Annotated in this window: 21 protein-coding genes and 1 pseudogene; 7 read left to right on the top strand and 15 right to left on the bottom strand. The window is 61.8% G+C overall.

Annotation, left to right across the window (positions count from 1 at the left end; all coding sequences use genetic code 11):
• Positions 1–38 precede the first annotated feature (38 nt).
• From FHT79_RS14260 to FHT79_RS14245, 4 genes are all read right to left on the bottom strand, one after another.
• Positions 39–890, bottom strand: coding sequence for a DUF1365 domain-containing protein (locus FHT79_RS14260; protein WP_183903500.1), 852 nt, complete (start codon positions 888–890; stop codon positions 39–41).
• Positions 887–2,224 (bottom strand): FAD-dependent oxidoreductase, encoded by a 1,338-nt coding sequence (locus FHT79_RS14255; RefSeq protein ID WP_183903499.1) that lies wholly within the window; start codon positions 2,222–2,224, stop codon positions 887–889. Before FHT79_RS14255 ends, FHT79_RS14260 begins: the two co-directional genes overlap by 4 nt.
• A complete protein-coding gene (locus tag FHT79_RS14250; RefSeq protein WP_183903555.1) occupies positions 2,221–3,672 on the bottom strand; it encodes a deoxyribodipyrimidine photo-lyase in 1,452 nt (483 codons plus the stop codon). The genes FHT79_RS14255 and FHT79_RS14250 overlap by 4 nt, the downstream gene beginning before the upstream one ends.
• A gap of 178 nt (positions 3,673–3,850) precedes the next feature.
• On the bottom strand, positions 3,851–4,177 hold the full coding sequence (locus tag FHT79_RS14245) for a hypothetical protein (RefSeq protein ID WP_028757671.1): 327 nt from the start codon (positions 4,175–4,177) through the stop codon (positions 3,851–3,853).
• Between the two features lie 213 nt (positions 4,178–4,390).
• On the opposite strand from FHT79_RS14245, the gene FHT79_RS14240 reads away from it, so the two are divergent.
• Positions 4,391–4,708, top strand: coding sequence for a hypothetical protein (locus tag FHT79_RS14240; RefSeq protein ID WP_183903498.1), 318 nt, complete (start codon positions 4,391–4,393; stop codon positions 4,706–4,708).
• 52 nt (positions 4,709–4,760) lie between these two features.
• Here FHT79_RS14240 and FHT79_RS14235 read toward each other — a convergent pair whose 3' ends face one another.
• Positions 4,761–5,246 carry an Lrp/AsnC family transcriptional regulator gene (locus tag FHT79_RS14235; RefSeq protein ID WP_028757669.1) on the bottom strand — a complete coding sequence of 162 codons (486 nt, stop codon included), beginning with the start codon at positions 5,244–5,246 and terminating at the stop codon, positions 4,761–4,763.
• 136 nt (positions 5,247–5,382) lie between these two features.
• Here FHT79_RS14235 and FHT79_RS14230 point away from each other — a divergent pair, with 136 nt between their 5' ends.
• A complete protein-coding gene (locus tag FHT79_RS14230) occupies positions 5,383–5,802 on the top strand; it encodes a DUF2000 domain-containing protein (protein WP_183903497.1) in 420 nt (139 codons plus the stop codon).
• 119 nt (positions 5,803–5,921) lie between these two features.
• Positions 5,922–6,599, top strand: coding sequence for an HAD family hydrolase (locus FHT79_RS14225; protein WP_047614706.1), 678 nt, complete (start codon positions 5,922–5,924; stop codon positions 6,597–6,599).
• A 36-nt stretch (positions 6,600–6,635) separates the two neighbouring features.
• Here FHT79_RS14225 and FHT79_RS14220 read toward each other — a convergent pair whose 3' ends face one another.
• The 6 genes from FHT79_RS14220 to FHT79_RS14195 all read right to left on the bottom strand — a co-directional run bounded on the left by FHT79_RS14220 (position 6,636) and on the right by FHT79_RS14195 (position 15,749).
• On the bottom strand, positions 6,636–9,293 hold the full coding sequence (locus tag FHT79_RS14220; RefSeq protein WP_183903496.1) for a nitrate reductase: 2,658 nt from the start codon (positions 9,291–9,293) through the stop codon (positions 6,636–6,638).
• A complete protein-coding gene (gene nirD, locus FHT79_RS14215) occupies positions 9,294–9,644 on the bottom strand; it encodes a nitrite reductase small subunit NirD (RefSeq protein ID WP_047614709.1) in 351 nt (116 codons plus the stop codon).
• Positions 9,645–9,648: 4 nt separating this feature from the next.
• Positions 9,649–12,099: a nitrite reductase large subunit NirB gene (gene nirB, locus FHT79_RS14210; protein ID WP_047614711.1), complete on the bottom strand. Its 2,451-nt coding sequence runs from the start codon at positions 12,097–12,099 to the stop codon at positions 9,649–9,651.
• A gap of 17 nt (positions 12,100–12,116) precedes the next feature.
• The gene (locus tag FHT79_RS14205) at positions 12,117–13,358 is read right to left on the bottom strand and encodes a nitrate/nitrite transporter (protein WP_183903495.1); all 1,242 of its coding nucleotides are present in this window, start codon (positions 13,356–13,358) and stop codon (positions 12,117–12,119) included.
• A 488-nt stretch (positions 13,359–13,846) separates the two neighbouring features.
• On the bottom strand, positions 13,847–15,127 hold the full coding sequence (locus FHT79_RS14200; RefSeq protein WP_174824492.1) for a CmpA/NrtA family ABC transporter substrate-binding protein: 1,281 nt from the start codon (positions 15,125–15,127) through the stop codon (positions 13,847–13,849).
• Between the two features lie 34 nt (positions 15,128–15,161).
• The gene (locus FHT79_RS14195) at positions 15,162–15,749 is read right to left on the bottom strand and encodes an ANTAR domain-containing response regulator (protein WP_047614717.1); all 588 of its coding nucleotides are present in this window, start codon (positions 15,747–15,749) and stop codon (positions 15,162–15,164) included.
• Positions 15,750–15,903: 154 nt separating this feature from the next.
• On the opposite strand from FHT79_RS14195, the pseudogene FHT79_RS14190 reads away from it, so the two are divergent.
• Together FHT79_RS14190 and FHT79_RS14185 are read left to right on the top strand one after the other, a co-directional pair.
• Positions 15,904–16,115, top strand: a pseudogene (locus tag FHT79_RS14190) (TRAP transporter substrate-binding protein); the annotation flags it as partial.
• Positions 16,116–16,410: 295 nt separating this feature from the next.
• Positions 16,411–17,070 (top strand): peroxiredoxin, encoded by a 660-nt coding sequence (locus tag FHT79_RS14185; RefSeq protein ID WP_017964008.1) that lies wholly within the window; start codon positions 16,411–16,413, stop codon positions 17,068–17,070.
• A 100-nt stretch (positions 17,071–17,170) separates the two neighbouring features.
• On the opposite strand, the gene FHT79_RS14180 is transcribed toward FHT79_RS14185, so the two are convergent.
• A complete protein-coding gene (locus FHT79_RS14180; protein ID WP_183903493.1) occupies positions 17,171–17,941 on the bottom strand; it encodes a gamma-glutamyl-gamma-aminobutyrate hydrolase family protein in 771 nt (256 codons plus the stop codon).
• Between the two features lie 119 nt (positions 17,942–18,060).
• On the bottom strand, positions 18,061–18,783 hold the full coding sequence (locus FHT79_RS14175) for a glutathione binding-like protein (RefSeq protein ID WP_183903492.1): 723 nt from the start codon (positions 18,781–18,783) through the stop codon (positions 18,061–18,063).
• A gap of 171 nt (positions 18,784–18,954) precedes the next feature.
• Between FHT79_RS14175 and FHT79_RS14170 the strand changes: the two genes are divergently transcribed.
• Positions 18,955–19,938, top strand: coding sequence for a lytic transglycosylase domain-containing protein (locus FHT79_RS14170; protein ID WP_183903491.1), 984 nt, complete (start codon positions 18,955–18,957; stop codon positions 19,936–19,938).
• 96 nt (positions 19,939–20,034) lie between these two features.
• Complete coding sequence (locus tag FHT79_RS14165) at positions 20,035–20,988, top strand: NAD(P)-dependent oxidoreductase (RefSeq protein ID WP_183903490.1); 954 nt, start codon at positions 20,035–20,037, stop codon at positions 20,986–20,988.
• A gap of 20 nt (positions 20,989–21,008) precedes the next feature.
• Here the strand turns inward: FHT79_RS14165 and FHT79_RS14160 are convergent, their stop codons facing one another.
• Together FHT79_RS14160 and FHT79_RS14155 are read right to left on the bottom strand one after the other, a co-directional pair.
• A complete protein-coding gene (locus FHT79_RS14160) occupies positions 21,009–22,274 on the bottom strand; it encodes a glycerate kinase (protein ID WP_097594633.1) in 1,266 nt (421 codons plus the stop codon).
• 127 nt (positions 22,275–22,401) lie between these two features.
• Positions 22,402–23,799, bottom strand: coding sequence for a dipeptidase (locus tag FHT79_RS14155; protein WP_183903489.1), 1,398 nt, complete (start codon positions 23,797–23,799; stop codon positions 22,402–22,404).
• Between the last annotated feature and the right edge of the window lie 7 nt (positions 23,800–23,806).

Below are 23,806 nucleotides of genomic sequence, written 5' to 3'. Positions count from 1 at the left end.
TTACGGCTCCTTTGCGCGGGGCAGGCGAGGCTCTCATGTCATTCCGCCGCTTCCGCAAGCGGGCGGGGCTGTCGGACGCTTACTTCAGGGGGCGGTGCCGGACGCCTGATGTAGCGCGCGCCCTTCAGCCACAATTTCAGCGCCTCCCAATGGATCCCGGCGATAATCTTGAAGGTGAGGAAGGGGATGCGCGCCGTGAGCGTGAGCAGCGAGGCACTGGTCAACGGTACCTGTCGTCCGGAAAATGTCGCCGAGAGAAGCGGGCCTTCATGATCGTTTTCCAGGATGCGCCAGCGGATTTCGGCACCGGGCGGCAGCATGCGGAAATGATAACGCGCAGCCATGCCGATAAAGGGCGAAACGTGAAAGCGCTTGTCGCAGCTCTGGCGAAGCCCGCTTTCCGACATCTCACCGGGGCCGACGGGACAGACATAGCTGTGCCGCTCGCCAAACGTATTGCGCACCTCATAGATCATCGCGACGAGTGCGCCGCCGCCATCATAGGCGTGATAGACAGAGAGCGGGTTGAAGACATAGCCGAGAATTCGGGGGTAACAGACGAGCAGGATCCTGTCCGCGCGGTCGAGCCCCGTCTCGGCGAACAGCCGGTCGACATAGGCGCGCAGCGTCGCGCTCCCGGCACTGGCATGGTCCTTCTCGTGGAACGAGACAAGATTGCGCCGATTGACGGAAAACAGCGACGATAGCCTGCCAGCCTCATCCAGCCTGTCGAGGTCTACGAGCAGCGAGAAGACGCGGTAGCGGAAGCGGTGACCGAACGGTTTCATCCGTTGATGCATGATGTCGCCGATATAGAGCGTTGCCGCGGCATCTGGTGGAGGGCCGTTGGTCATCGTATTCATGCCGTGTTTTTCGCCGCGCCCTGTCATGCCGCCACGTCCGGTTGAGGCTTGAGGATGGCGGTTCGGGTAGTTCGCCAGGGTATGATCCCGCCCAAGGCTTCCGCCGCCGCCAGACCGGAAACGAGGCCATCCTCGTGGAATCCGTAGCCCGTCCAGGCGCCGGCGAAATAGCAATGGCTTTGTCCCTGAATGGTGACAAGCGCCTGTTGTGCAGCCATGGCGTCCGCCGAGAATTGCGGATGGTCGTAGGTGAATTCGGCAAACACCTTGTCACGTTCCGGCTCACGGTCGGGATTGAGGGTGACGAACAACGGAAAATTGTCGTCGATGCCTTGCAGCCGGTTCATCCAGTAGGTGACGGCAACGCCGGCATTTCCCTCTTCACGGCTGGAGCGCAAATAGTTCCACGAGGCCCAAAGCTTGCGCCGCTGCGGCATCAACGATTGGTCGCGGTGCAGGACGACGCGGTTCGGCTGGTAGGGAATGGCGGCAAAGAGCCTGCTTTCCCTATCGCTGGCATCGGCGAGCAGGCGTGCCGTCTGATCGCTATGGCAGGCGAAGATCACCTTGTCGAACAGGTGTTCGCCGCCCGTTTCGTCGATGAGCGTCACACCGTGCTCGGAGCGGATGACGGCGCGCACGCCGCAGGAAAGTTTCACCCGTTCGCCGAGGGGGCGAAGCAGCCGGTCGAGATAGGTGCGGCTGCCGCCGGTGACCGTCCGCCACTGGTGCTGCCGGCGGTAGATCAGCCGGTGATTGTCGAAGAAATTGACGAAGTGCTCGGCCGGAAACTGCAGCATGCGGGCGGACGGCGTCGACCAGATTGCCGCCGCCATCGGCATCAGATAATTGTTGGTGAAACCGGGCGAGAAGCCGCGCCAGTCGAGATAGTCGCCGATCGAGCGTGAGGCGAGATGGCCGGCGGCCCGATCTTCGAGGCAACTGCGGTTGAAGCGCAGGATCTCGCGGATCATCCACAGAAATGACGGCCGCAGCAGGTTGCGCTTCTGGGCGAAGACCGAGGACAGTCCGCCGCCGCTCCATTCCAGCCTGCCGTGGTCGAGCGAGAGCGAAAAGCTCATGTCGCTGGCATGCGTCGCAATGCCGAGCTCGGCAAACAGCGCCGTCAGATTGGGGTAATTCTGTTCGTTATAGACGATGAAGCCGGTGTCGACCGCAATCCGAACGCCGTTGTAATCGACGTCGACGGTCGCCGTATGGCCACCGGCCCGCGCCTGGCTCTCGTAGAGTGTGACGTCGTGCACGGGGTTCAGCGCCCAGGCTGCGGAAGCGCCTGATATGCCGGAGCCGATGACGGCGATCTTCAGCCGGCGCGATGCGGGACGGACATGCGCGTTCATGCGGCATCCCTCGTGGCGTTGTAGGCGGCGAGCGCTCGGTTGCGTGCGTTCGCATGATCGACGATCGGTTTCGGATAGGTTTGGCCCAGCGTGATGCCGGCCTCGTCGAGCACGCCTTGCGGCGCCTCGAATGGCCGGTGGATGTATTTTGCCCCGAGCCCTCGAAGCTCCGGCACATGAGCTCTGACATAGTCGCCGCCGGGATCGAAGGTTTCGCCCTGCAGCACCGGATTGAAGATGCGGAAGAACGGCGAGGCGTCGGCTCCCGAGCCTGCCACCCACTGCCAGCTTGCCGCATTGTTGGCGGGATCGGCATCAACAAGCGTGTCACGGAACCAGGCCTCGCCGCGTCGCCAATCGATCATCAGATCCTTGATAAGGAAGGAGGCGACGATCATGCGCACGCGATTGTGCATCCAGCCGTGGCGCCAGAGTTGGCGCATGCCGGCATCGACGATCGGATAACCGGTCAGCCCTCTGCACCACGCCTTGAAATCCTCGCCGTCGTTGCGCCATTCGAAGCCGTCGAAACGATCGTTCCAGTTGGCCGAGGCAAGACGCGGGAAATGGAAGAGCAGGTGATAGGAAAATTCGCGCCAGGCGATCTCCTTGCGGAAATGCACGATATCGGTTGCCGGCACCCGTTTCGACAGGCCGCGTGTCGCGTGCCAGATGCGGGCAGCGGATATCTCGCCGAGAGCCAGATGCGGCGACAGCATCGATGTTGCCGGTCTTGCCGGATAATCGCGGTTTTGCTTGTAGCCGTCGAGTGCGTCCTCGACGAAAGCATGGAGCTTCTTCCGGGCGCCTTCTTCGCCAGGTGTCCAGAGATCGGCGAAATCGCCTGCCCAATCCGGTTTCACCGGCAGCAGCTTCCAGCTCTCCAGCCTTTCCGAGTTCGGAAGTTGCGATGCGAGAAGCAGTTTCGCCGGCGCATCCAGCGGCGGCTGCGGTTCGCAGCCACCCTCCAGCGCGCGCCAGAATGGCGTATAGATGCGATAGGGCGTGCCATTGCCGGTCATTAGCCGGGAAGGTTCGTGCAGCAACTGACCGCCGAAGCTTCTCGCTTCGACCGCCTGCTTCTCCAGTTCGTGCTTGATCCGGATGTCGATCGACATTCCGGATGGATCGTAGCGCCGGTTCCAGAAAACGGCTTCCGCGCCGCTTTCCCTGATCAGGGCGCAGAGCACCGCAAGCGCATCGCCGCTGGCCAGCACCAGCCGCCCCTGCAGCTTGCCCAGCGAGCCGTCCAGCGCCGCCAGCGAATGGTGCAGCCACCAGGCCTGCGCGGCACCCAGTGGACCGGTGCCTGCCGCCTGCGGCTCTCTGATATAGAGAGGGATGACCGGCCGTCCGGAGTGATGGGCGGCGTTGAGAGCCTGGTTGTCGTCAAGGCGCAAATCCTTGCGAAACCAGAGGATAACAGGTTTTGCCGTGTCCTTTACCAATGAAGCCATTCCCGTTCGTGTTCTTTCAACCTGCTACGGAGCTACGGAACGCGCGGATCAAAAGTTTCATCCGAAAGAAAAAGCTTTCATGGCTGTCATGAAAAAGGCCGGCGTTAACCGGCCTTTTCCAAGCGTGGCGCACGTCTGGGCGACATGCTAAAAACGGGAAACTGTCCGCTCAGTTGTCGTATTCGCGGCAGGCCTCGCTGATCGATGCACCGCTCTGGCCGCCGCGCGTGTCGACGCCGGACATCTGTTGCGGCATGCCGGGGCATTCCATCGTCTGCGGCCGCCCGATGCTCTGGGTCGTCATCGGATCGACCGGCGAGACGGGGACCGGGCGTATGCCATTGTCATCGTTGGTATAATCGGACGAGTAGGTACCCGAACTCGGATCGGTCGAGCCGCCATTCGTCGGCCCGATCGGATCGGGGTTCGACTGAGCAAAGGCCGACGACGCCATGCCGATCGCGAGTAACGAAGCGGCGATAAGGGATCTAGACATGGAATATCCTCCTTGGATTTTCATCTTGGATGACCCTGATGAAACTGCCAGGCTGAATCATTGTTCCGAAATTTGCCGAAAACCTGCATTCAGGCCGCACGGCGTAGCTGACATGGTTATGCGTAAACCTTAACGGGCGATGTCGCTGGATCGGTGCCAGCGCATGCCCTACTTGCATGCGGAGATACTAAAAAACCGTGGCATGAGGCCGCTATGTTCATCTCCTTTCGCGAAGCCGCAGATCTCGGTCTCCAGATCGCACTTGCACTCACCTTGACGGTGAGCGGCATGGCGGTCGCCTCTTACGCCGTCAGGAATGACAAGACTAAAATTTCCGCGATCAACGTCAGCCGTCCCTCGCTCTGGACCGCCGTTCCGGTGCGCGTCGACTTGACCACACAGACCTACCTGCGTGCCGACGCTCCAGCCGGACTGGAACTCGCCGGCGCCGCGGATGATCTTTGCCACGATCCGATCGGCCTCCGACTCTCCTGCAACCTGATCACGACGACCGCCAGCACAGCCTTCTAGGCGATGGCCTCTCCGCAGTACGCCGACGCTGGCAGCGAGGCAGGCGATGACTTCAGCGCGAACGGCTGGCGGCCGCCGTCTGAACGGGCAGGATCGTCGATGCCTTGATGTCCTTCAGCACAAACATCGTATGCATCTCCTTGATGCCGGGCAGGCGGCGGATCACTGTCATGGCGAATTCGGCATAGCTGTCGAGATCCGCCGCGACCACCTGCAAAAGGAAATCGGCCTCGCCGGCGACGGAATAACAGGCGACCACCGCTTCCAGTGCGCCGACCTCGCGTTCGAACCGTTCGGCCTCGTCATGGGAATGCGTGTCGATCTGGACGCGGACGAAAGCGAGGACGCCGAGGCCGACGGCGCGGCGATCGACAACAGCCTGATAGCCGCGGATGACGCCGGCCTCTTCAAGCCTTTTCACCCTGCGCCAACAAGGCGAGGTCGACATCCCCACGCGTTCGGCAAGCTCCTGGTTCGTCAGCCGCCCCTCGCTTTGCAGCGCCTTCAATATGCGGATATCTCCCGGCTCGAATTCCATGATCGGTATGTCCTTTCGAATTTTTTCGGTTGCCGGGAAAATCCTACCTGATTTGGATGTGAGACGTCAGGAATAGGCAGGATATTTCTCTGCCTTTCGATAGGGTGAGGACGTCGAACCGAGAAGGAGCGGACGAATGATGGTTGAGGACTGGCGTGTCGCCGTGATCGTCGAGCCGGGGCTGCCGGCCGGCGAACTCGCCAATACGGTTGCGGTGCTGTCGATCGGCCTCGGTGCCGCGGCACCCGCGCTTGCCGGGGCACAGCTGAGCGATCATGCCGGTCGGGCATTTCATGTCAGTGCCAATAAGCCGGTTCCGGTGCTGCAGGCGGCGGCCGCCGATCTGAGATCGCTCTTGCTGAAGGCACTGCCGGCGCCCGAAGGGGCGCTGGTGGTGCCGTTCCCGCGTTTTGCTCGAGCGCTGCACGTCTATGCCGATTATGAGGCTTCGATGCCCGAACGCGACCTCTCTTCGGAGGTCATCGACGGCGTCGGGCTCGCCGGCCCGACGAAATGGATCCGCTCGCTGACGGGCTCGCTAAAGCTGCTTCGTTGATCCGGGTGGCCCGGCGTGTGGATAGGCTCGTCTCGCGAAAGCTTGCAAAAGGCCATGATTTGCCGTTTGATCGAGCGATACGACGACCATCCGACACTCTTCCTTAAAAGGATCCGCCTTTGTCCCTGCCGATGCCCCGCGGCTTCGAGAAGCCTTATGCCGCCTTCCTGTTCGATATGGACGGCACCATCCTCAATTCGATCCGTGCGGCCGAGCGTGCATGGAGTGACTGGGCAAGGCGCCACGGGCTCGATGTCGCAACCTTTTTGCCGAAGATGCACGGATCGCGCGGCATCGACACGATCACCCGGCTGAACCTGCCCGGCGTCGATCCCGAACATGAATCCAGGCTGGTGACCGAGGCCGAGATCGCCGATGTCAGCGATGTCGTTGCCATCCCGGGTGCTGCGGCATTTTTGAGTTCACTGCCGCCGGATCGCTGGGCGATCGTCACCTCCTCGCCTCTGCGCCTTGCCCACAGGCGGCTGGAGGCGGCGGGGCTGCCGCTGCCGAAATTCATGGTGACGGCGGAGGACGTGAAGGTCGGAAAACCCGATCCGCAATGTTACATTCTCGGCGCCGAACGCCTCGGCGTCGGCACGCGGGACTGCCTGGTATTCGAGGATGTCGCAGCCGGCATCACCGCCGGCGAAGCGGCGGGCGCCGATGTCATGGTCGTCACCGCAACCCATCACGACAAGATGGAAACGCCCCATCCGACGCTCTCATCCTATGACGAGATCGCGGTTCGCATCTCTGCCGAGCGTAAGATGCTGATCGTCCCCGCCACGGCCTGACATCAGTCCGGCCGCGTTACAGCATCCTTTGCGCTTTCACTCCGCGGCTGCGGCAAGACAGCGATCGATGATCCTGCCGATTTCGCTGCGGCAGGAGCCGCAATTGGTTCCGGCGCTCGTTTCCTTGCCGACCGCCTCGACGCTGTGGCATCCGCCGCGCACGGCGGCAGCGATCTGATTGACTCCGACGCTGAAGCAGGAGCAGACGGTGGCGCCCGGATCCGGCCTGCCGGCTCCGGGACGGCCAGCGACCAGCGCAAAGCGCTTCCTGAGGTCGCCATGCGAGGCAGTAAGCTGCGAGATCGCCCAATTGCGCGCGACGGCGACCGGCTCGCGGGCGAGAAACAGCGCGGCAAGCAGGACCTCGCCATCGAAAAAGGCAAGCCTGAGGTCGCCGGATTGCCGGTCGGCATAACCCAGTGGTTCGACCTCGGCCGGAATGGCGAAAACCGCCCGGCACCAGGCTGTCCAGTCTTCGACAGCTTCACCGAAGGCAAGCTCCAGCCGCCAGCCGCCGGAGGCTTTCGCCAGCGCCCAATAGGCCGCGTTGGGCGTGGCCGGTTTTGTAGCAGAGACGGCGAAGCCATAATGGGTGGCGCGGAAGGGCCGGATGGCGACAGCAACATTCTTCGACGCCGGCTGACCGGAAACGGGATCGGTGATCGGCGCGACCACGGCATCGATCCGCGCTTTCGCGGCGAACTGATCGTTCCAGTGCATCGCCGCAAAGACGCCGCTGCGAGCCTGACGATCGGTCACCAGCGCCCGGACGATCGCCTTGCCATGGGGGCTTTCGATCTCGACCAGACCGGCGCTTGATATACCGGTCTCGATCGCGTCACGCGGATGGATCTCGGCAAAGGGTTCGGCGATGTGGGCGGAAAGGCGTGCGCTCTTTCCGGTTCGCGTCATCGTGTGCCACTGGTCGCGGATGCGCCCGGTATTCAGCGTGAAGGGGAAATCGGCACTGGTGCGATCCGTGGCCGGCGGTTTGACCGCCACAAAACGTGCCTTGCCATCCGGATGGAAGAATCCACCCTCGGCGAAGAAGCGGGTGACGCCGGGTGCGGTCCCTGCCGGCTGCGGCCACTGGAAGGGCGACAGCTCGTCATAGGCGTCGCCGCTGATATCGGCGCGCGCGCCGATGTCGAAATCGCGGCTGCCGTTATTTTCGAAGGCGGAAAGCGCGGCGTGCTCCGCAAAGATTGCGTCCGGCGCATCAAAATCGAAGGCGGCGGCAAATCCCATGCGGCGCCCGACCTCGGCAAGCTGCCACCAGTCGGCTCTTGCATCGCCGGGGAGCCCTAGAAACGGCCGCTGCCGGGAAATGCGCCGTTCGGAATTGGTGACGGTGCCGTCCTTCTCGCCCCAGCCGAGCGAGGGCAAAAGCACGTCTGCGTGCCGGGTCGTATCCGTCTCTTTGAGGATGTCCGACACGACGACGAAGGGACAGGCGGCGATCGCGCTTTCGACGCTATCGGCATCCGGCATCGAGACGACGGGATTGGTGGCCATGATCCAGAGCGCCTTGATGCGTCCGTCGGCCACGGCGCGGAACATGTCGACCGCCTTCAGGCCGGGTTTTGCGGCGATGACGGGCGAATGCCAGAAGCGCTGCACGCGGTCCCGGTCATCGGTATTCTCGATCGCCATATGGGCGGCAAGCATATTGGCAAGGCCGCCGACCTCGCGCCCGCCCATGGCGTTCGGCTGGCCGGTCAGCGAGAACGGTCCCATGCCGGGACGGCCGATGCGGCCGGTCGCCAGGTGGCAGTTGAGGATGGCATTGACCTTGTCGGTGCCGGAGGCGGATTGATTGACGCCCTGGCTGTAGCAGGTGACGACTTTCGGCGTCGTCTCGAACAGGCGGAAGAACTCCCTGATCTGCATGGCCGGCAGGCCGGTGCGTTCCAGGAGTTCGTTGATATCAAGTGCTGCGGCCGCCGCAAAAGCCTCGCCGAAACCTTCCGTATGGGCGCCGATATAGTTCTGATCGATGGCCGGGCTTGTCGCGAGATGGGCAAGCAGTCCCATGAACAGCGCGACGTCGCCGTCGGGGCGGATCGCCAGGTGCAGGTCGGCGATATCGCATGTCATCGTCCGGCGCGGATCGATGACGACGATCCGCATGTTGGGCCGCGCCGTCTTGGCGGCGGCAAGCCGCTGGTAGATGACGGGATGACACCAGGCAAGGTTGGAGCCGGTCAGGATCACCAGATCGGCGAGTTCGATATCCTCATAGGTTCCGGGCACCGTGTCTGCGCCGAAGGCGCGGCGATGCCCCGCCACGGAGGAGGACATGCAGAGCCTTGAATTGGTATCGATATTGGCCGAGCCGATGAAGCCCTTCATCAGCTTGTTGGCGACGTAGTAATCCTCGGTCAGCAACTGGCCCGAGACGTAGAAGGCGACAGCGTCAGGCCCGTGTTCGGCGATCGTTTCAGAAAAACGGCGGGCGACCAGGTCAAGTGCTTCGTCCCAACCGCTCCGTTCGCCTGCGATTTCGGGATAGAGAATCCGGCCATCGAGATCGATGGTTTCGGCAAGGGCCGACCCCTTCGAGCAGAGCCGGCCGAAATTCGACGGATGCTCGGGATCTCCCTTGACGCTGACGGTTCCGGCCTCATCGACCGTGGCGAGGACGCCGCAGCCGACGCCGCAATAGGGACAGGTGGTCTTGACCTCAGCCGCCATCTATTCCGCCGCCATCATCAGGCTTTCGAGCGCGATGAAGAGGGCGCCGTCCTCATTGCGGACCGGGATGGTCCGCACCTGGCCCTCGTCGGCGCCGAGCGCCTTGCCGGTTTCGAGGGAGATCACCCAGTTGTGCAACGGGCAGGTGACCGCCTTGGCATGCACGATGCCCTGGGAGAGCGGGCCGCCCTTGTGCGGGCAATGGTCTTCGATGGCGAAGACCTCGTTTTCAGCCGTACGGAAGACGGCGATCTTGCCCTGCGGTGTTTTCACGCAGCGCGCGCCGCGTAAGGGGATGTCGGAGATGTCACCGATTGGATGCCAGTTTTCATTGGGCCAGTTCATGTCCATCTCCTTACTCGGCTGCCTGCGGATAGCCGATCGTCGCCATCGGCTTGAACTCGTGCTTGTCCTTGCCGGAAACACGCTCCGACCAGGGATCGACCTGGGCAAATTTCTGGCTGAAGACGAAGCGGTCGTAATAGGCTTGGCGCTTTTCGGCATCGCCCATGATCTGGCGGCGGATTTCCTCCAGGCCGATGCGCTTGGCCCACTTGTAGATGCGCTCGAGATAGCGGGCCTGCTCGCGGTACATCTGCGTCAGCGCCACGATATGCTCCAGCGCCTCGTCCTCGGTCCGGACAAGCCCAAGAACCTCCGTGCCCTTGATGTCGAGACCGGCCGCACCGGCGAAATGGATTTCGAAACCGGAATCCACGCAGATAACGCCGATGTCCTTACAGGTTGCTTCCGCGCAGTTACGCGGGCAGCCGGAGACGGCCATCTTCAGCTTGGCCGGCGTCCAGGAGCCCCACATGAATTTCTCGATGCGAATGCCGAGACCGGTGGAGTCCTGCGTGCCGAAGCGGCACCAGTCCGAGCCGACGCAGGTCTTCACGGTACGCAGACCCTTGGCATAGGCCTGGCCGGAGACGAAGCCGGCCTTGCCGAGATCGGCCCAGACGGCGGGCAGGTCTTCCTTCTCGATGCCGAGCAGGTCGATGCGCTGGCCGCCGGTCACCTTGACCATCGGGATCTCGAATTTGTCGACGACATCGGCGATGGCGCGCAGCTCGTTCGAATTGGTGACGCCGCCCCACATGCGCGGAACGACGGAGTAGGTGCCGTCCTTCTGGATATTGGCATGCACGCGCTCATTGATGAAACGCGACTGGTAGTCGTCGGCATATTCGTCCGGCCAGTCGCAGACGAGGTAATAGTTGAGCGCCGGCCGACATTTGGCGCAGCCGCAGGAAGTCTTCCATTCCAGCTCCTGCATGACGGCAGGTATGCTCTTCAGGCCCTTGGCCTTGATCAGACGGCGGACATCGTCATGGCCGAGTTCGGTACAGGTGCACATCGGCTGGACGGCGGCCGGATTGTAGCTGTCTCCGAGCGTCAGTGCCATGAGTTGCTCGACGAGGCCGGTACAGGAGCCGCACGAGGCGGATGCCTTCGTGTGGGCACGGACGTCGTCGAGCGACGTCAGCCCCTTGCCTGAAATCGTCGAAGTGATTTTGCCCTTGCATACGCCGTTGCAGCCACAGATCTCCGCGTCATCCGGCAAGGCTGCAACGGCCGCCATAGGGTCCAGCGGCGACCCTCCCTGATAGGCCTGTCCGAAGATCAGCGTCTCGCGCATCTCCGAAATATCGGTGGCCTTCTTCTTCAGATCGTTGAACCATGCCCCGTCGGCGGTCTCGCCGTAAAGCACAGTGCCGATGATCTTGTTGTCCTTCAGCACCAGGCGCTTGTAGACGCCGGCGCTGGCATCGCGCAGCACGATCTCCTCGCGGTCGTCGCCGTCGGCGAAGTCACCGAGTGAATAAAGCTCGATGCCGGTGACCTTGAGCTTGGTCGGCGTATCGGCGTGAACGAAGGCGGGCGAGCGATCGCCAGAGAGATGCGCGGCAGCGATTCGGGCCATTTCATAGAGCGGCGCAACGAGGCCATAGACCATGCCGCCCACTTCGGCGCATTCGCCGAGCGCGAGAATATCGCCATCCGAGGTCTGCATGCCGGAATCGACGACGATGCCGCGGTTGACCGCAATGCCGGCGTCCTTCGCAAGGCCGACACTGGGACGAATGCCGACGGCCATCACAACAAGCGTAGCTGGGATGATGCGGCCGTCGTCAAGCTCGATGCCTTCGACCTTGCCGTTGCCGATGATCGCCTTGGTATTGGCCTTGCAGATGACCTTGATGCCGCGCTCCTCGACCGCCTTCTGCAAGAGATACCCGGCGGCGGGATCGAGCTGGCGCTCCATCAGCGTCGGCATGACGTGCAGCACGGTGACGTCCATGCCGCGCTGGGCAAGACCGGCGGCTGCTTCCAGGCCAAGCAGGCCGCCGCCGATCACGACAGCCTTTTCGCGCGACTGGGCGGCAAGCAGCATGGCCTGCACGTCGTCGAGATCGCGATAGGTGATGACGCCGGGCAGATCCTTGCCGGGAACGGGGATGATGAAGGGCACGGAACCAGTTGCGATCACCAGCTTGTCGTAGCTTTCGGTGACGCCGTGGTCGGAGGTGACGGTCTTGGCGACGCGATCGATATTGACGATCTTGTGGCCCTTGTAGAGCATGATGCCGTGCTTGATATACCAGCCGTCACCGTGAATGATGATCTGCTCGTAATCCTTCTCGCCGGAGAGAACCGGCGACAGCATGATGCGGTCGTAGTTGACGCGCGGCTCGGCATTGAAGATCGTAACTTCATAGCGTCCGGGCGCCTGTTCGAAGAGGTGCTCCAGCATGCGCCCGGGCGCCATGCCATTGCCGATGATGACGAGTTTTTCGGTCATATTTCCAAGTCCTTAGATCAGGTTGAAGCCACGGGCGCCGAGTGCCCTTGGCGCGACAGTTGCTTGACGGACAGGTGCATCCAGATGAGTGAGGTGACGACGATCGCAAAGAGCAGCAGGAAACAGCTGGACCAGAGGCCGGTCATGTCCTTGAGGAGGCCGAAGGCGATCGGAAGGATGAAGCCGCCAAGGCCGCCCATCATCCCGACGACGCCGCCGACTGCGCCGACGTTTTCCGGATAGTAGGCCGGAATGTGCTTGTACACGGCAGCCTTGCCGAGGCTCATGAAGAAGCCGAGCACGAAGATCACCACGATGAAGATGACCGGCGTGATGGTAGTAGCCGGTAGCGACAGGATGAGGGTGGCGACCGCCGACACGGCAAACATCGTATACATGACGCTGCGCGCCCCCTTCTTGTCCGACAGCACGCCGCCGAAGGCGCGGAAGATGCTGCCGGGAATGGAATAGGCGGCCGCGATCATGCCGGCAGTTTCGAGGTTGAAGCCGTAGACGCCGACGAGGTAGCGCGGCAGCCACAGCGACAGGGCGACGAAGCCGCCGAAGGCGAAGAAATAGTAGAGCGAGAAGCGCCAGACCTGAACGTTCTGCAGCGGCGCGAATTCCTGGGCAAAACTCTTGGACGCGACGTTGCGCTCGCGGCGGAGACGGTAGGCCGGATCATCGGTCGTGGTGAACCAGAAGACGATGGCCATCAGCGCCAGACAGACGGCCCAGATCTCGGCAACCGCCTGCCAGCCCCAGGCGAGCAGCACGAAAGGAGCGGCGAATTTGGTCACGGCTGCGCCGACATTGCCGGCGCCGAAGATGCCGAGCGCGGTTCCCTGCTTCTCCGCCGGAAAGAAAGGCGAGACATAGGCGACACCGACCGCAAACGAGCCGCCGGCAAGGCCGACACCGAGGCCGGCGATCAGCATTTGCGTATAAGTCTGGGCATAGGAGAGCAGGAAGGTCGCCAATGCGGCGGCCAGCATGGTGAGCGTGTAAACGAGACGGCCACCGTAACGCCCCGTCCAGATGCCGAGGACGATGCGCACGAGCGAACCGGTCAGCACCGGAGTGCCGACCAGCAGGCCGAACTCGGCCTCGTTCAGCCCGAGATCCTGCTTGATGCGAATGCCGATGATCGCGAAGATCGTCCAGACGGCAAAACAGAGGGTGAAGGCGACCGTGGAAATCCACAATGCTTTGGCTGGTTCGCCGGCGGACATGGGTGGCACTTTCTCGATGACAGACATAACTTCTCCGGGGCCCGACAAGGTCGTGCCGATCCATCGCTGAGGGTTAAAACAAAAAGCCGCTGGTCAGGACGCGCATACACGAGGTGCGCGAAATATCCTGATCAGCGGCTTTGCTGGTGGCGCCCGCCGTTGGACGCCGAATTCTTGGGCCTTCCGGCCGGTTACCCGGAGACAATCGACATGATCGCCCAGGTATTTGATTTCAAATCACCGAGATCTGCTTCTTCCATTTGAAGAGGATCTCCGTGTCTTCCGTGAACGCCTGCTGGCGCTCTTTCTGCGCAGATCGCCTTTGACCGGTGCGGTAATATCCTTGCAAGCTGCGTGCCAGTTTGTCGCTTTTTGTGTAATGTATTGATTTATTTACATTTCTCGAAATCGGCCGTTTGCTTGTTTTTCGAGCTGTCGACAGTTGTGCTAATCTTTTGTGCGCTTGCCATGTGGGGCGCAGATCCTTGCTGGCGTTTTGGGCAAGCGGGCGTGGATTAGATTTCGTCGCCGGTAACGAAGGGCAGGGCGCTTTTGACGGCAAAGCCTGCGACATAATCAGGTAGCCTCGCCGGGTCGAAGACATGGCCGTCCATGAAACGGTCGCCCTCGTCGCCGCCTTCGATGCGGATATCGGCATCATCGGGTGCGTTGCCGTCGCCGAGCGCTGTCCGATAGAGATCCGGGCGGTAGGCGGACGCGGCAGCCCTTGCCATGTTGAGGCTGGCCTCGGCCTGCCCCCAGCGGATCATCTGGCTGTATATCCACAGCGCCTGGCTTGGCCGAGGATAATTGGCGAATCCGGAATGGAACATGAAATAATCGGCGATGATGCGCCGGTTGCCCTTTGCGTCGAGGCTGAATTCGCCGGCGAGCACGCGGCGGATGATCTCGACGGGGGCAGCGATATAGCGGGGGTCGGCAAGAGCGGCCGCCAGCGCATCGTGATTGTCCGGCTGGTCGCACCAGCGGGCTGCCGCATCGAGCGCCACGATCAGCCTGGAAACGGTTTCCGGATGGGTTTCCGCCCAATCCGGCCGCATGCCGATCACCTTTTCCGGGGCGGACGGCCAGATATCCTGCTTGGCGGCGACGATGCGGCCGACGCCGCGCTCCGAAGCGACCATATTCCACGGCGCGCCGACGCAGAAACCGTCGATCGCACCGGCGGCCAGCGCATCCGAAGTCATCGGCGGCGGCACCACGACGAGCTTGACGTCCTTATCGGGATCGATGCCGCCGGCGGCCAGCCAGTAGCGGAATTCGTAATTATGCGAGGAGAAGGGATAGGTGACCCCGAAGGTCGGCAGCGGTTCGCCGCGCACCTTCATCGCCGCCAGTGTTTTTGCCAGGGCGCGGGCATTGTCGAGCGCGCCTGCCGTTTCCGGCAGTCCCGCGTCATTGCGCATCCTGTCGAAGAGCCGCGTCGACAGGGTGATCGCATTGCCGCCGCGCCCCAGCGAAAACGGTGTGATCGTCGGTGAGGGATTGGAGCCGAGGCCGAGCATGGAGGCGACGGGCATTGGCGACAGCATGTGGGCGATATCGAACTGGCGGAATGCCAGACGGTCACGCACATTCGCCCAGGAGACATCCTTGACGAGATCGAGCGTCAGGCCTTCCTTCTGCGCGAAACCGAATTCCGCCGCTGCAATCAGCACTGACGCATCGACGAGCGGAATGAAACCGGCCCTGAGCACTTTCGGTCCTTCGGCATTCAGGCGCATGGGCGAGGGCAACTCGCCGCCTGATTTGGCGGTCTTCGTCATCATATCCACTCCGGTTTCCTCCGGAAATTCATCAGGTCGGCCATTACATCAACAGCCCCGCGGCGGTGACGACGCTCTGGGCGATTTCCGACATCTTCTTCTTTTCGTTCATCGCCGTCTGCCGCAGCAGGGCGAAGGCCTCTTCCTCAGACAGGCCGCGCATCTTCATCAATATGCCCTTGGCGCGCTCGATGAGCTTGCGTTCTTCCAGCGCTGAGCGGGCATCGGCAAGCTCGCGCCGCAGCCGGCTGAAGGCGTTGAAGCGGCTGACGGCCATGTCGAGGATCGGCTTGACGCGTTCCTTCTTCAGGCCATCGACGATATAGGCCGAGACGCCGGCATCGACGGCGGCCTCGATCGAGGCGGTGTCGGAGCGATCGACGAACATGGCGATCGGACGGCTGACCGTGCGCGTCAGCTGGAAGAGATGCTCCATCATGTCGCGATTGGGATTTTCGATATCGATGATGATCACGTCGGGCATCAGCGTTTCGATGATTCGCGCAATGCCGTTGACCTCATGGACCACGGTGACGTGCGCATGCCCTGCCTCGCGCAGCCCCTCTTCGATGATGGAGGCGCGAATGGCATTTTCGTCGATCACCAGAATTGTCAGATCGCGATGCGTCATTGCTATATTTATGACGCGCTGCAGCAATTTTGGCAAGGTGTCGCCTGAAAACTGTGCAAAAATAGATATGCGCAAAAAATAATCAAATTGCCGCATTTTCGGGCGAGGGCATTCCGTCGGCCAGCAGCGCATGACCGCACTGCATGGCGCGGTGTTCCAGCAGGCCTTCAGCGAAGGAGCCGCCTATTTCAACCAGCTGATCGTCGATGGTGAAGCCAAATCCGTCGAGACGGCGCTTGGCCATGGCGGAAGCTCCTGAAGCCGGAAGCCTTCGACGAATGGCAGAAGGGCGTCCAGGGCGTATGGGACAATTTCGCGCCTGTTGTCGGCGGCATCGACAGGATCAAATCCATCCAGGCCGCCTGAAGCAAGGGGCAAGGCAGTTGTGCCTGCCGCTTTTGACGGGACCGATGGAAAACCATCGGTCTCTTTGTCGCGCGCACATGCCGGAAAAATAATGCCGGAGCAGGCCGGAAATCGAAAGAGCATGCCTTCGGTAATCGTGGTATATGACTTACTTAAAATCCTGGAATGGGAAGTCTTTTACCTTCGGCCGGTGCGATCCTGTTGACCGCAATCTCGCGACCGCTCCCGGCGGACGGATCCCATGGCCTCGATTTAAGAAGAACAACATTGAACACAAGGCTTTGGAGGGCCGACCATGAGCTTACGCATCAACGATATTGCCCCCGATTTTACCGCCGACACCACCCAGGGACCGATCAGCTTCCATGATTGGATCGGCAATGGCTGGGCCGTCCTGTTCTCGCATCCGAAGAATTTCACGCCTGTCTGCACCACCGAGCTCGGCGCCATGGCCGGCTTGGCGGGGGAGTTTTCCAAGCGTGGTGCCAAGATCATCGGCATCTCCGTCGATCCTGTGGAAAGCCATGCCAAGTGGAAGAACGACATCAAGACCGCCACCGGTTTCGACGTCGAATATCCCCTGATCGGTGACAAGGACCTCAAGGTCGCCAAGCTCTATGACATGCTGCCGGCCGGCGCCGGCGAGAGCTCTGAAGGCCGCACGCCCGCCGACAATGCGACGGTGCGTTCGGTTTTCATCATCGGTCCCGACAAGAAGATCAAACTGATCCTGACCTATCCGATGACGACGGGCCGCAATTTCAATGAGATCCTGCGCGCCATCGATTCCATCCAGCTGACGGCCAAGCACCAGGTGGCGACGCCGGCGAACTGGAACCAGGGCGAGGACGTCATCATCACCGCCGCGGTTTCCAACGAAGACGCGATCACGCGTTTCGGTTCCTTCGATACGGTTCTGCCCTATCTGAGGAAGACCAAGCAGCCGACCGCCTGATCGCTGCTGCTTCCCAACTGCTACAAAGCCGCCGCGAAAGCAGTTTCGCGGCGGCTTTTTGTTGATGCGGAAGGCGGTGATGATCGCCGCAGTTGTCAGATTAAGCGGTGGCTTTTCGTGCCCGAACCGCATCGCCGAATGCCTGAAACAACGCACGGTTCACGGGGTTGGTGTGCGGATCGTATTCGGCATGCCATTGCACGCCGAGCGCAAATCCCGGCGCATCCTTGAACCGTATCGCCTCGATCGTCCCGTCCTCTGCAATGCCTTCGGCAACGACCCTGTCGCCAAGCTCGAGAATGCCCTGTCCATGCAGGGAGTTCACCCGGATCGTCTCCCGGCCGAGGATGCGTGCAAACATCCCATCCTGTATAAGTTGAACATCGTGACGATCGCCGAAAACGATGGCGAGGTCGGGATGGATTTCGCCGGTTTCCAGGCGCGGCATTCGGTGGTTCATGCGTCCGGGCAATTCCCGGATTTCGGGATGCAGCGAGCCGCCGGCCGCGACGTTCATTTCCTGGAAACCGCGGCATATGCCGAAAATAGGAACGCCGCGCGCTACACAGGCTTCGATCAATGGCAGCGCCAGCCCGTCACGATCCTCGTCATAAGGTTCATGCTTGGGATCCGGCACCGTGTTGAAACGGCTGGGATGGACATTGGCTCTGGCGCCTGTCAGCAGAATGCCGTCGACGACAGCCAGCAGATCGGCGATATCGGCCAGTTTGGGATTGCCGGCAAACATCAGCGGCAAGGCTTCTGCGACATCGGCCACGGCCCGCAGATTGTTTTCTCCGACATGCTGAGCCGGAAATCGGCTTTCGACGATGCGGGCATTCCCGATGATGCCGATTACAGGTCTTGTCATTGCCGGTTACACCCCCAAGTCACACCCAAGTCGCAACACCAGCTGCTCCCCAAGCCCCCTGGCTCCCCGGCAGGTGCCGGCTCGGTTGCCGCTATGGTTATCTCCAGCCGGGCCGAATCTCAATCCTGAACAGGAAGGGCGCGCTGGTTGTAGAGGATCTTGCGGATGCGCGACTGTTCCTCTTCGGAGAGCTTGCTGTTGTCGGTGCCAAGGTCGGCGCCGACCGCAAGGCCGCGCTGGACGCCGGGCCGTGCGCCGACCTCCTCGAACCATCGCTTGAAATGCTTGAATTCATCGATGTCCTGGCCCTGCGCCTGCCAGTTGACGGTCCAGGGATAGCTGATGATGTCGGCGATGGTGAATTCGTCGCCGGCGAGATAACGCCGGTCATGAAGCCGCATGTTGAGAACACCGTAGAGGCGGTTGGCTTCGTCGGTGAAACGCCGCACAGCATAGGGCTGATCGCCCTCGCGATCGCCGAGACGGCGGAAGTGACCGGCTTCGCCGAGTTTCGGTCCCTGGTTGGCCATCTGCCAGATCACCCATTGCGTCACCTCGTATTTGCCGCGCAGATCCTGCGGCCAGAATCTTCCGGTCTTTTCGGCGAGGTAGAAGAGGATTGCACCGGATTCGAAGACGCTGAGCGGCCCGCCGCCGTCGGCAGGCGTGTGGTCGACGATAGCAGGCATGCGGTGATTGGGATTGAGCCTGAGATAATCGGGTTTGAACTGGTCGCCCCGGCCGATATTGACCGGCACCAGCCGGTAGGGCGTGCCGGTTTCCTCCAGGAAGATCGAAACCTTCTTGCCGTTCGGCGTTGGCCAGTGGTGGAGATCAATCATCTGCGCGTCCTCGTTCGCTCGGGATTTCCTGGCGATCAGGATGACGCTGCGACCTTGGCAGGTCGAATATATCTGTTCCAAAATTGATGGCGAAATTAGAAACCTGGTGCAGAGATGGAAATGGGGGAAGCTTCCTACCCGTATCGATGGTATTGAGAATTCCGCGTCGCGATGGAAGTTCGAACCCGCCGAGATCCGATGATAGGCCGGAAATGTCAGTCCGACATGGGGAGGAGATCGGCGAAGGCCATGCTTTCGCTTTGCCTTTTGTTTTCCCACGTGGATGCGGTCACGGCTCAGCCGGAAGGAAGCGCGGGACCGCCGGCCTGTCTCTATTCAGGTCCTTCAGCGTCGGGATCGGGTGAAGCGCTCTGCATCCGTAAGGACAGTTTCAATCGTGATCTTTGCGTCGCGATCGAGCATTTCGCCAGCGCCAATCAATTGCCGCCGGATTATTTCGCCCGTCTCATCTGGCGCGAGAGCACCTTTCGCCCCGATGCCGTCAGCTTCAAAGGAGCGCAGGGGATTGCGCAGTTCATGCCCGGAACGGCGAAACTGCGCGGTCTTGAAGACAGCTACCAGGTGTTGGAAGCCCTGCGGAAATCGGCGCAGTATCTCGACGAACTGCGCAATCGCTTCGGCAATCTCGGCCTTGCCGCCGCCGCCTATAATGCCGGCGAAAACGGCCTAGCATCTTACCTTACGTCAGGAAGATTACCCTACGAAACGCGCAGCTATGTCACGGCGATCACTGCCCATACGGTCGAGGAATGGAAGGATAACCCACCGCAAGATGCGGCCGCCCCGCTCGACAAGGACAAGTCCTTCATCGATGGTTGCATGGCGCTCGCGGAGAGACGGACGTTGAAGGACACGCCCTGGCGTCAGGAGGGCGAATGGGCCCCCTGGGGCGTCCAGCTTGCGGCGAATGCGAATGTCGCGGTGGCCCGACGCATGTTTCTCGATGCCGTGCAGGATCTGCCTGCGCCCCTGAATGCCGAGCAGCCGCTGATCCTGCGCCAGCGCGATCGCAGCTTCGGTTTTCGCCCGCGCTACGCTGCCCGCATCGGTCGGCAGACGCGTATGGAAGCCAATGATCTCTGCAACCAGATCCGCAAACACGGCGGCACCTGCCTTGTTTTCAAGAACCGGTAGCGGGCCTGACCCAGCCGCCTGGATCATGAAAAGTCTGCTTGCAGGATCGCCTGAGCGCAGCATATTCGACACGGAAATGCCAAAGGAGGAATGACGATGCGGGTTTTGGTAATCGGGGCAACGGGCCATGTCGGAACCTATCTCGTTCCCCGCCTGGTGGAGGCAGGTCACGACGTCGTCACGATCAGCCGCGGCACGGCGAAGCCTTATACGGAAAACCATGCCTGGGCTTCTGTCGATCAGCGTCAGATGGATCGGGCGGCGATGGAGCGGGCGGGTGATTTCGGCCCGGCCGTCCGTGAAGTGAAAGCCGATATCGTCATCGACATGATCTGCTTCACGCTGGAAAGTGCCGAGCAGCTGGTGACGGCGCTGTCGGGGCATGTCGGCCATTTCCTGCATACCGGCACGATCTGGACGCATGGCCATGCCAGCGCCGTGCCGACGCTGGAAGAGGCGCCGAAATCTCCCTTCGGCGGTTACGGCACGCAGAAGGCTGATATCGAAACCTATCTGTTGCAGCAGGCAAGGCTTCGCGGATTTCCGGCCACCATCATCCATCCCGGTCATATTGTCGGTCCGGGCTGGGCGCCGCTCAATCCAGCCGGCAATTTCAACCTGCAGGTCTTTTCAACCCTTGCCCGCGGAGAGACCCTGGCGCTGCCCAATTTCGGTCTGGAGACCGTTCATCACGTCCATGCCGATGATGTGGCGGCGATGTTCATGGATGCGATCGCCAACTGGAATGCCTCGATCGGCGAAAGTTTCCACGCGGTCTCTCAGCAGGCGCTGACGCTTCGCGGCTACGCCGAATCCATGTCGCGGTGGTTCGGGCATGAGCCGAAGCTCACCTTCGCGCCGTTCGATGCCTGGGCCAAAGGCCAGACGGCCGAGGATGCGGAGGCGACCTGGGAGCATATCGCCCGCAGCCCGAATTGCTCGATCGCCAAAGCCAGGCGCTTGCTTGGGTTTACCCCGAGATATCAGTCGCTGCAGGCGGTGCAGGAATCGGTCGGCTGGCTGGTCGGGCAGGGGCGGATCAAGACCTGACCCACCATTGCCGCGGGCTGCTAACGGATCAGGATAGCCCTGAAATCATTGACATTGGTTCCGGTCGGGCCGGTTTCAAACAGATCGCCGCTGGCCGCAAAGCCTGAATAGCTGTCATTGCCGTCGAGCAGGCGGCGCGGATCGAGCCCGGCGGCGCGCAGGCGCTTCACCGTGCCGCCATCGGCAAAGGCGCCGGCATTATCCTCCGAGCCGTCGATCCCGTCCGTGTCGGCGGCGAGGACATGGATGCCCTCCTGTCCGTCGATCGCAAGCCCCATGGCGAGCGCGAATTCGCCGTTGCGTCCGCCCTTGCCGCCCTTGGCTCTGAGCGTCACCGTCGTCTCGCCGCCGGAAAGGATGACGACCGGCTTCGAAAACGGCCTGTTCCGGCCCAATACTTCGCGGGCGATCGCTGCATGCACCAGCGCCACGTCGCGCGATTCCCCCTCGATCGCATCCGAAAGGATCGCCGGCTCGATCCCCTGCGATTTTGCCAGTGCCGCAGCGGCCTCCAGCGAAACGCCTGCGGAGGCGATGATGTGGTGCGCGTGCCGTGAGAAGACCGGATCGTCCGGGCGAGGGGCATCGGCCTTCGGCGAGTTCAGATGGTCGAGTGCGGCCTGCGGCAGCTGCAATCCATATTGCCGGATGATCTCGAGCGCATCGTGTCGTGTCGAACCATCCGGCACCGTCGGCCCGGAGGCGACATGGGCCGGGTTGTCGCCGGGAATGTCGGAGACAACAAGACTGACGACCTTCGCTCTGGTCGCTGCCGCAAGCCTTCCGCCCTTGATGGTGGAGAGATGCTTGCGCACGACGTTCATCGCCGAAATCGGCGCGCCCGAGGCAAGCAGCATTTCGTTGAGCGCAATCTCGTCTTCGAGGGTCAGCCCTTCCGGCGGAGCGGGCAGCAGCGCCGAGCCGCCGCCGCAGATCAGCGCGATCACCAGATCGTCTTCCGTCAAGCCGTTCACCGTTTCCATCAACCGCTTTGCCCCGGCGAGCCCCGCGGCATCGGGTACCGGATGGGCGGCCTCGATGATTTCGATGCTGCGCGTCTCACAGCCATAGCCGTAGCGGGTGACCACCAGGCCTTCGATCGCTCCGTCCCAGACGCTTTCGAGGGCACGCGCCATTTGCGCCGCGCCCTTGCCGGCGCCAATCACCACGGTCCTTCCCTTCGGCCTGTCAGGCAGATGCGCTTTGATGCCGGTCAGCGGATCGGCGGCGCGAACCGCCGCGTCGAACAGGCTTTTCAGGAAGTCGCGGGGAGCTGATATCCTCATCGGTGGTCTCTGCTGCTTCGGTGTCGATAGGGATGGGACAGTGCTTTAATTCTCGGCCCCGAAGGTCCGCAAGACACTGGCCGCACCACAGCCTATTGCATAATTCAAACTGTTACAGTGCCGCGCGTCAGTCGGCGAGGGCCGCCAGGATACGAACCCAGGATCGTATGCCTTTGTGGAAGCTGGAGAGATCATATTTTTCGTTCGGGCTGTGGACGCGGTTGTCGAAGCGGGCAAAGCCGACCAGGAGGGCATCGCATCCGAGCCGGCGTTTGAAGTCGCCGACGATGGGGATCGAGCCTCCCGTGCCGGCAAGAGCCGCTTCGCATTGCCATTCTGTCGAAAGCGCCTGAAGCGTCCTGGTGAGAAACGGACTGTCGATCGGCATGACGGTGGCCGGCGAAAGTCCATAATCCCTGAAACTGACCGAACAATCCCTGGGGATACGTGCGCGCACATGCCGCTGGAAGGCATCGCGGGTCGCTTGGGGATCCTGTCCTTCCACCAGTCGAAACGAAATCTTGGCGCTTGCCTTCGCCGGAATGACCGTCTTGAAGCCTTCGCCCGTATAGCCGCCGCTCATGCCGTTGATCTCGCAGCTCGGCCGCGCCCAGATCTGTTCGAGGACGGAACGGCCTGCCTCGCCGGCCGGATCTCTCAGGCCGATATCGCCGAGAAAGGCCTCCTCGTCGAAGGGCAGTCTTTTCCACAGCGCCTTGATGGCGTCGGGGAGCTCTTTCACGCCGTCATAGAAACCTTCGACCGCAACGCCGCCATCGGTTCGCCGCAGGCTTGAAACGATGTCTGACAACACCTGCAGCGGATTGCGTGCGGCATTGCCGAACATGCCGGAATGCAGGTCCTGATCGGCGCAGGTGACCTCGATTTCCGTGGTGTAGATACCGCGCAGCATCGTGGTGACGGCAGGCGTTTCACGATCCCACATATCCGTGTCGCAGACGAAAACAGCATCGGCCTTCAACTCGTCCGCCGTGGCATCCAGAAAGGGTGCGAGACTCGGACTGCCGGCCTCTTCCTCGCCTTCGAACAGCATGCTCACCTGCACCGGCAGTTTCCCGGTAACGCTTTTCCAGGCGCGGCAGGCTTCGACGAAGGTCATCAATTGTCCTTTGTCGTCGGAGGCGCCGCGCGCCACGATCGCGGTATCGCCGTTCGGCAAGGCTTCCATGCGCGGCTCGAACGGATCGCTGGTCCACAGTGCCAGCGGATCGACCGGCTGGACATCGTAATGGCCGTAAAACAGCAGATGCGGTGCGGATGCCGCCTTTTCATGCGCGACCACCATCGGATGGCCGGTCGTTTTGCGCACCGATGCTTCGAAGCCGATGGCAGCCAGATCCCGGCTCAGCCATTCGGCGGCGGCGCGGCATTGATCGCGATAGGCCGGGTCGGTCGAGACGCTCGGAATGCGGATCAGCTCGAAAAGCCGCGCCAGGCTGTCATCGAGGCTCCGGTCCACATGGGCAAGAACGGCGTCGATATCCTGATTGCTGATACTGGCCATGGTTTCT

This window comes from Rhizobium sp. BK212 (assembly GCF_014197475.1).
GTDB lineage: Bacteria > Pseudomonadota > Alphaproteobacteria > Rhizobiales > Rhizobiaceae > Rhizobium > Rhizobium anhuiense.
Note: the sequence above shows the minus strand (reverse complement) of the source record. Positions and strands in the feature narration are given on the sequence as shown.

Coding starts and splice junctions, on each gene's coding strand:
- FHT79_RS14175 (WP_183903492.1), bottom strand. CDS start 18,783: ATGATTGATCTCCACCACTGGCCAACGCCGAACGGCAAGAAGGTTTCG.
- FHT79_RS14255 (WP_183903499.1), bottom strand. CDS start 2,224: ATGAACGCGCATGTCCGTCCCGCATCGCGCCGGCTGAAGATCGCCGTC.
- FHT79_RS14160 (WP_097594633.1), bottom strand. CDS start 22,274: ATGAGGATATCAGCTCCCCGCGACTTCCTGAAAAGCCTGTTCGACGCG.
- FHT79_RS14205 (WP_183903495.1), bottom strand. CDS start 13,358: ATGTCTGTCATCGAGAAAGTGCCACCCATGTCCGCCGGCGAACCAGCC.
- FHT79_RS14180 (WP_183903493.1), bottom strand. CDS start 17,941: ATGACAAGACCTGTAATCGGCATCATCGGGAATGCCCGCATCGTCGAA.
- FHT79_RS14185 (WP_017964008.1), top strand. CDS start 16,411: ATGAGCTTACGCATCAACGATATTGCCCCCGATTTTACCGCCGACACC.
- FHT79_RS14260 (WP_183903500.1), bottom strand. CDS start 890: ATGACAGGGCGCGGCGAAAAACACGGCATGAATACGATGACCAACGGC.
- FHT79_RS14195 (WP_047614717.1), bottom strand. CDS start 15,749: ATGACGCATCGCGATCTGACAATTCTGGTGATCGACGAAAATGCCATT.
- FHT79_RS14165 (WP_183903490.1), top strand. CDS start 20,035: ATGCGGGTTTTGGTAATCGGGGCAACGGGCCATGTCGGAACCTATCTC.
- FHT79_RS14220 (WP_183903496.1), bottom strand. CDS start 9,293: ATGGCGGCTGAGGTCAAGACCACCTGTCCCTATTGCGGCGTCGGCTGC.
- FHT79_RS14155 (WP_183903489.1), bottom strand. CDS start 23,799: ATGGCCAGTATCAGCAATCAGGATATCGACGCCGTTCTTGCCCATGTG.
- nirB (WP_047614711.1), bottom strand. CDS start 12,099: ATGACCGAAAAACTCGTCATCATCGGCAATGGCATGGCGCCCGGGCGC.
- FHT79_RS14170 (WP_183903491.1), top strand. CDS start 18,955: ATGGAAGTTCGAACCCGCCGAGATCCGATGATAGGCCGGAAATGTCAG.
- FHT79_RS14235 (WP_028757669.1), bottom strand. CDS start 5,246: ATGGAATTCGAGCCGGGAGATATCCGCATATTGAAGGCGCTGCAAAGC.
- FHT79_RS14230 (WP_183903497.1), top strand. CDS start 5,383: ATGATGGTTGAGGACTGGCGTGTCGCCGTGATCGTCGAGCCGGGGCTG.
- FHT79_RS14245 (WP_028757671.1), bottom strand. CDS start 4,177: ATGTCTAGATCCCTTATCGCCGCTTCGTTACTCGCGATCGGCATGGCG.
- FHT79_RS14240 (WP_183903498.1), top strand. CDS start 4,391: ATGTTCATCTCCTTTCGCGAAGCCGCAGATCTCGGTCTCCAGATCGCA.
- nirD (WP_047614709.1), bottom strand. CDS start 9,644: ATGGACATGAACTGGCCCAATGAAAACTGGCATCCAATCGGTGACATC.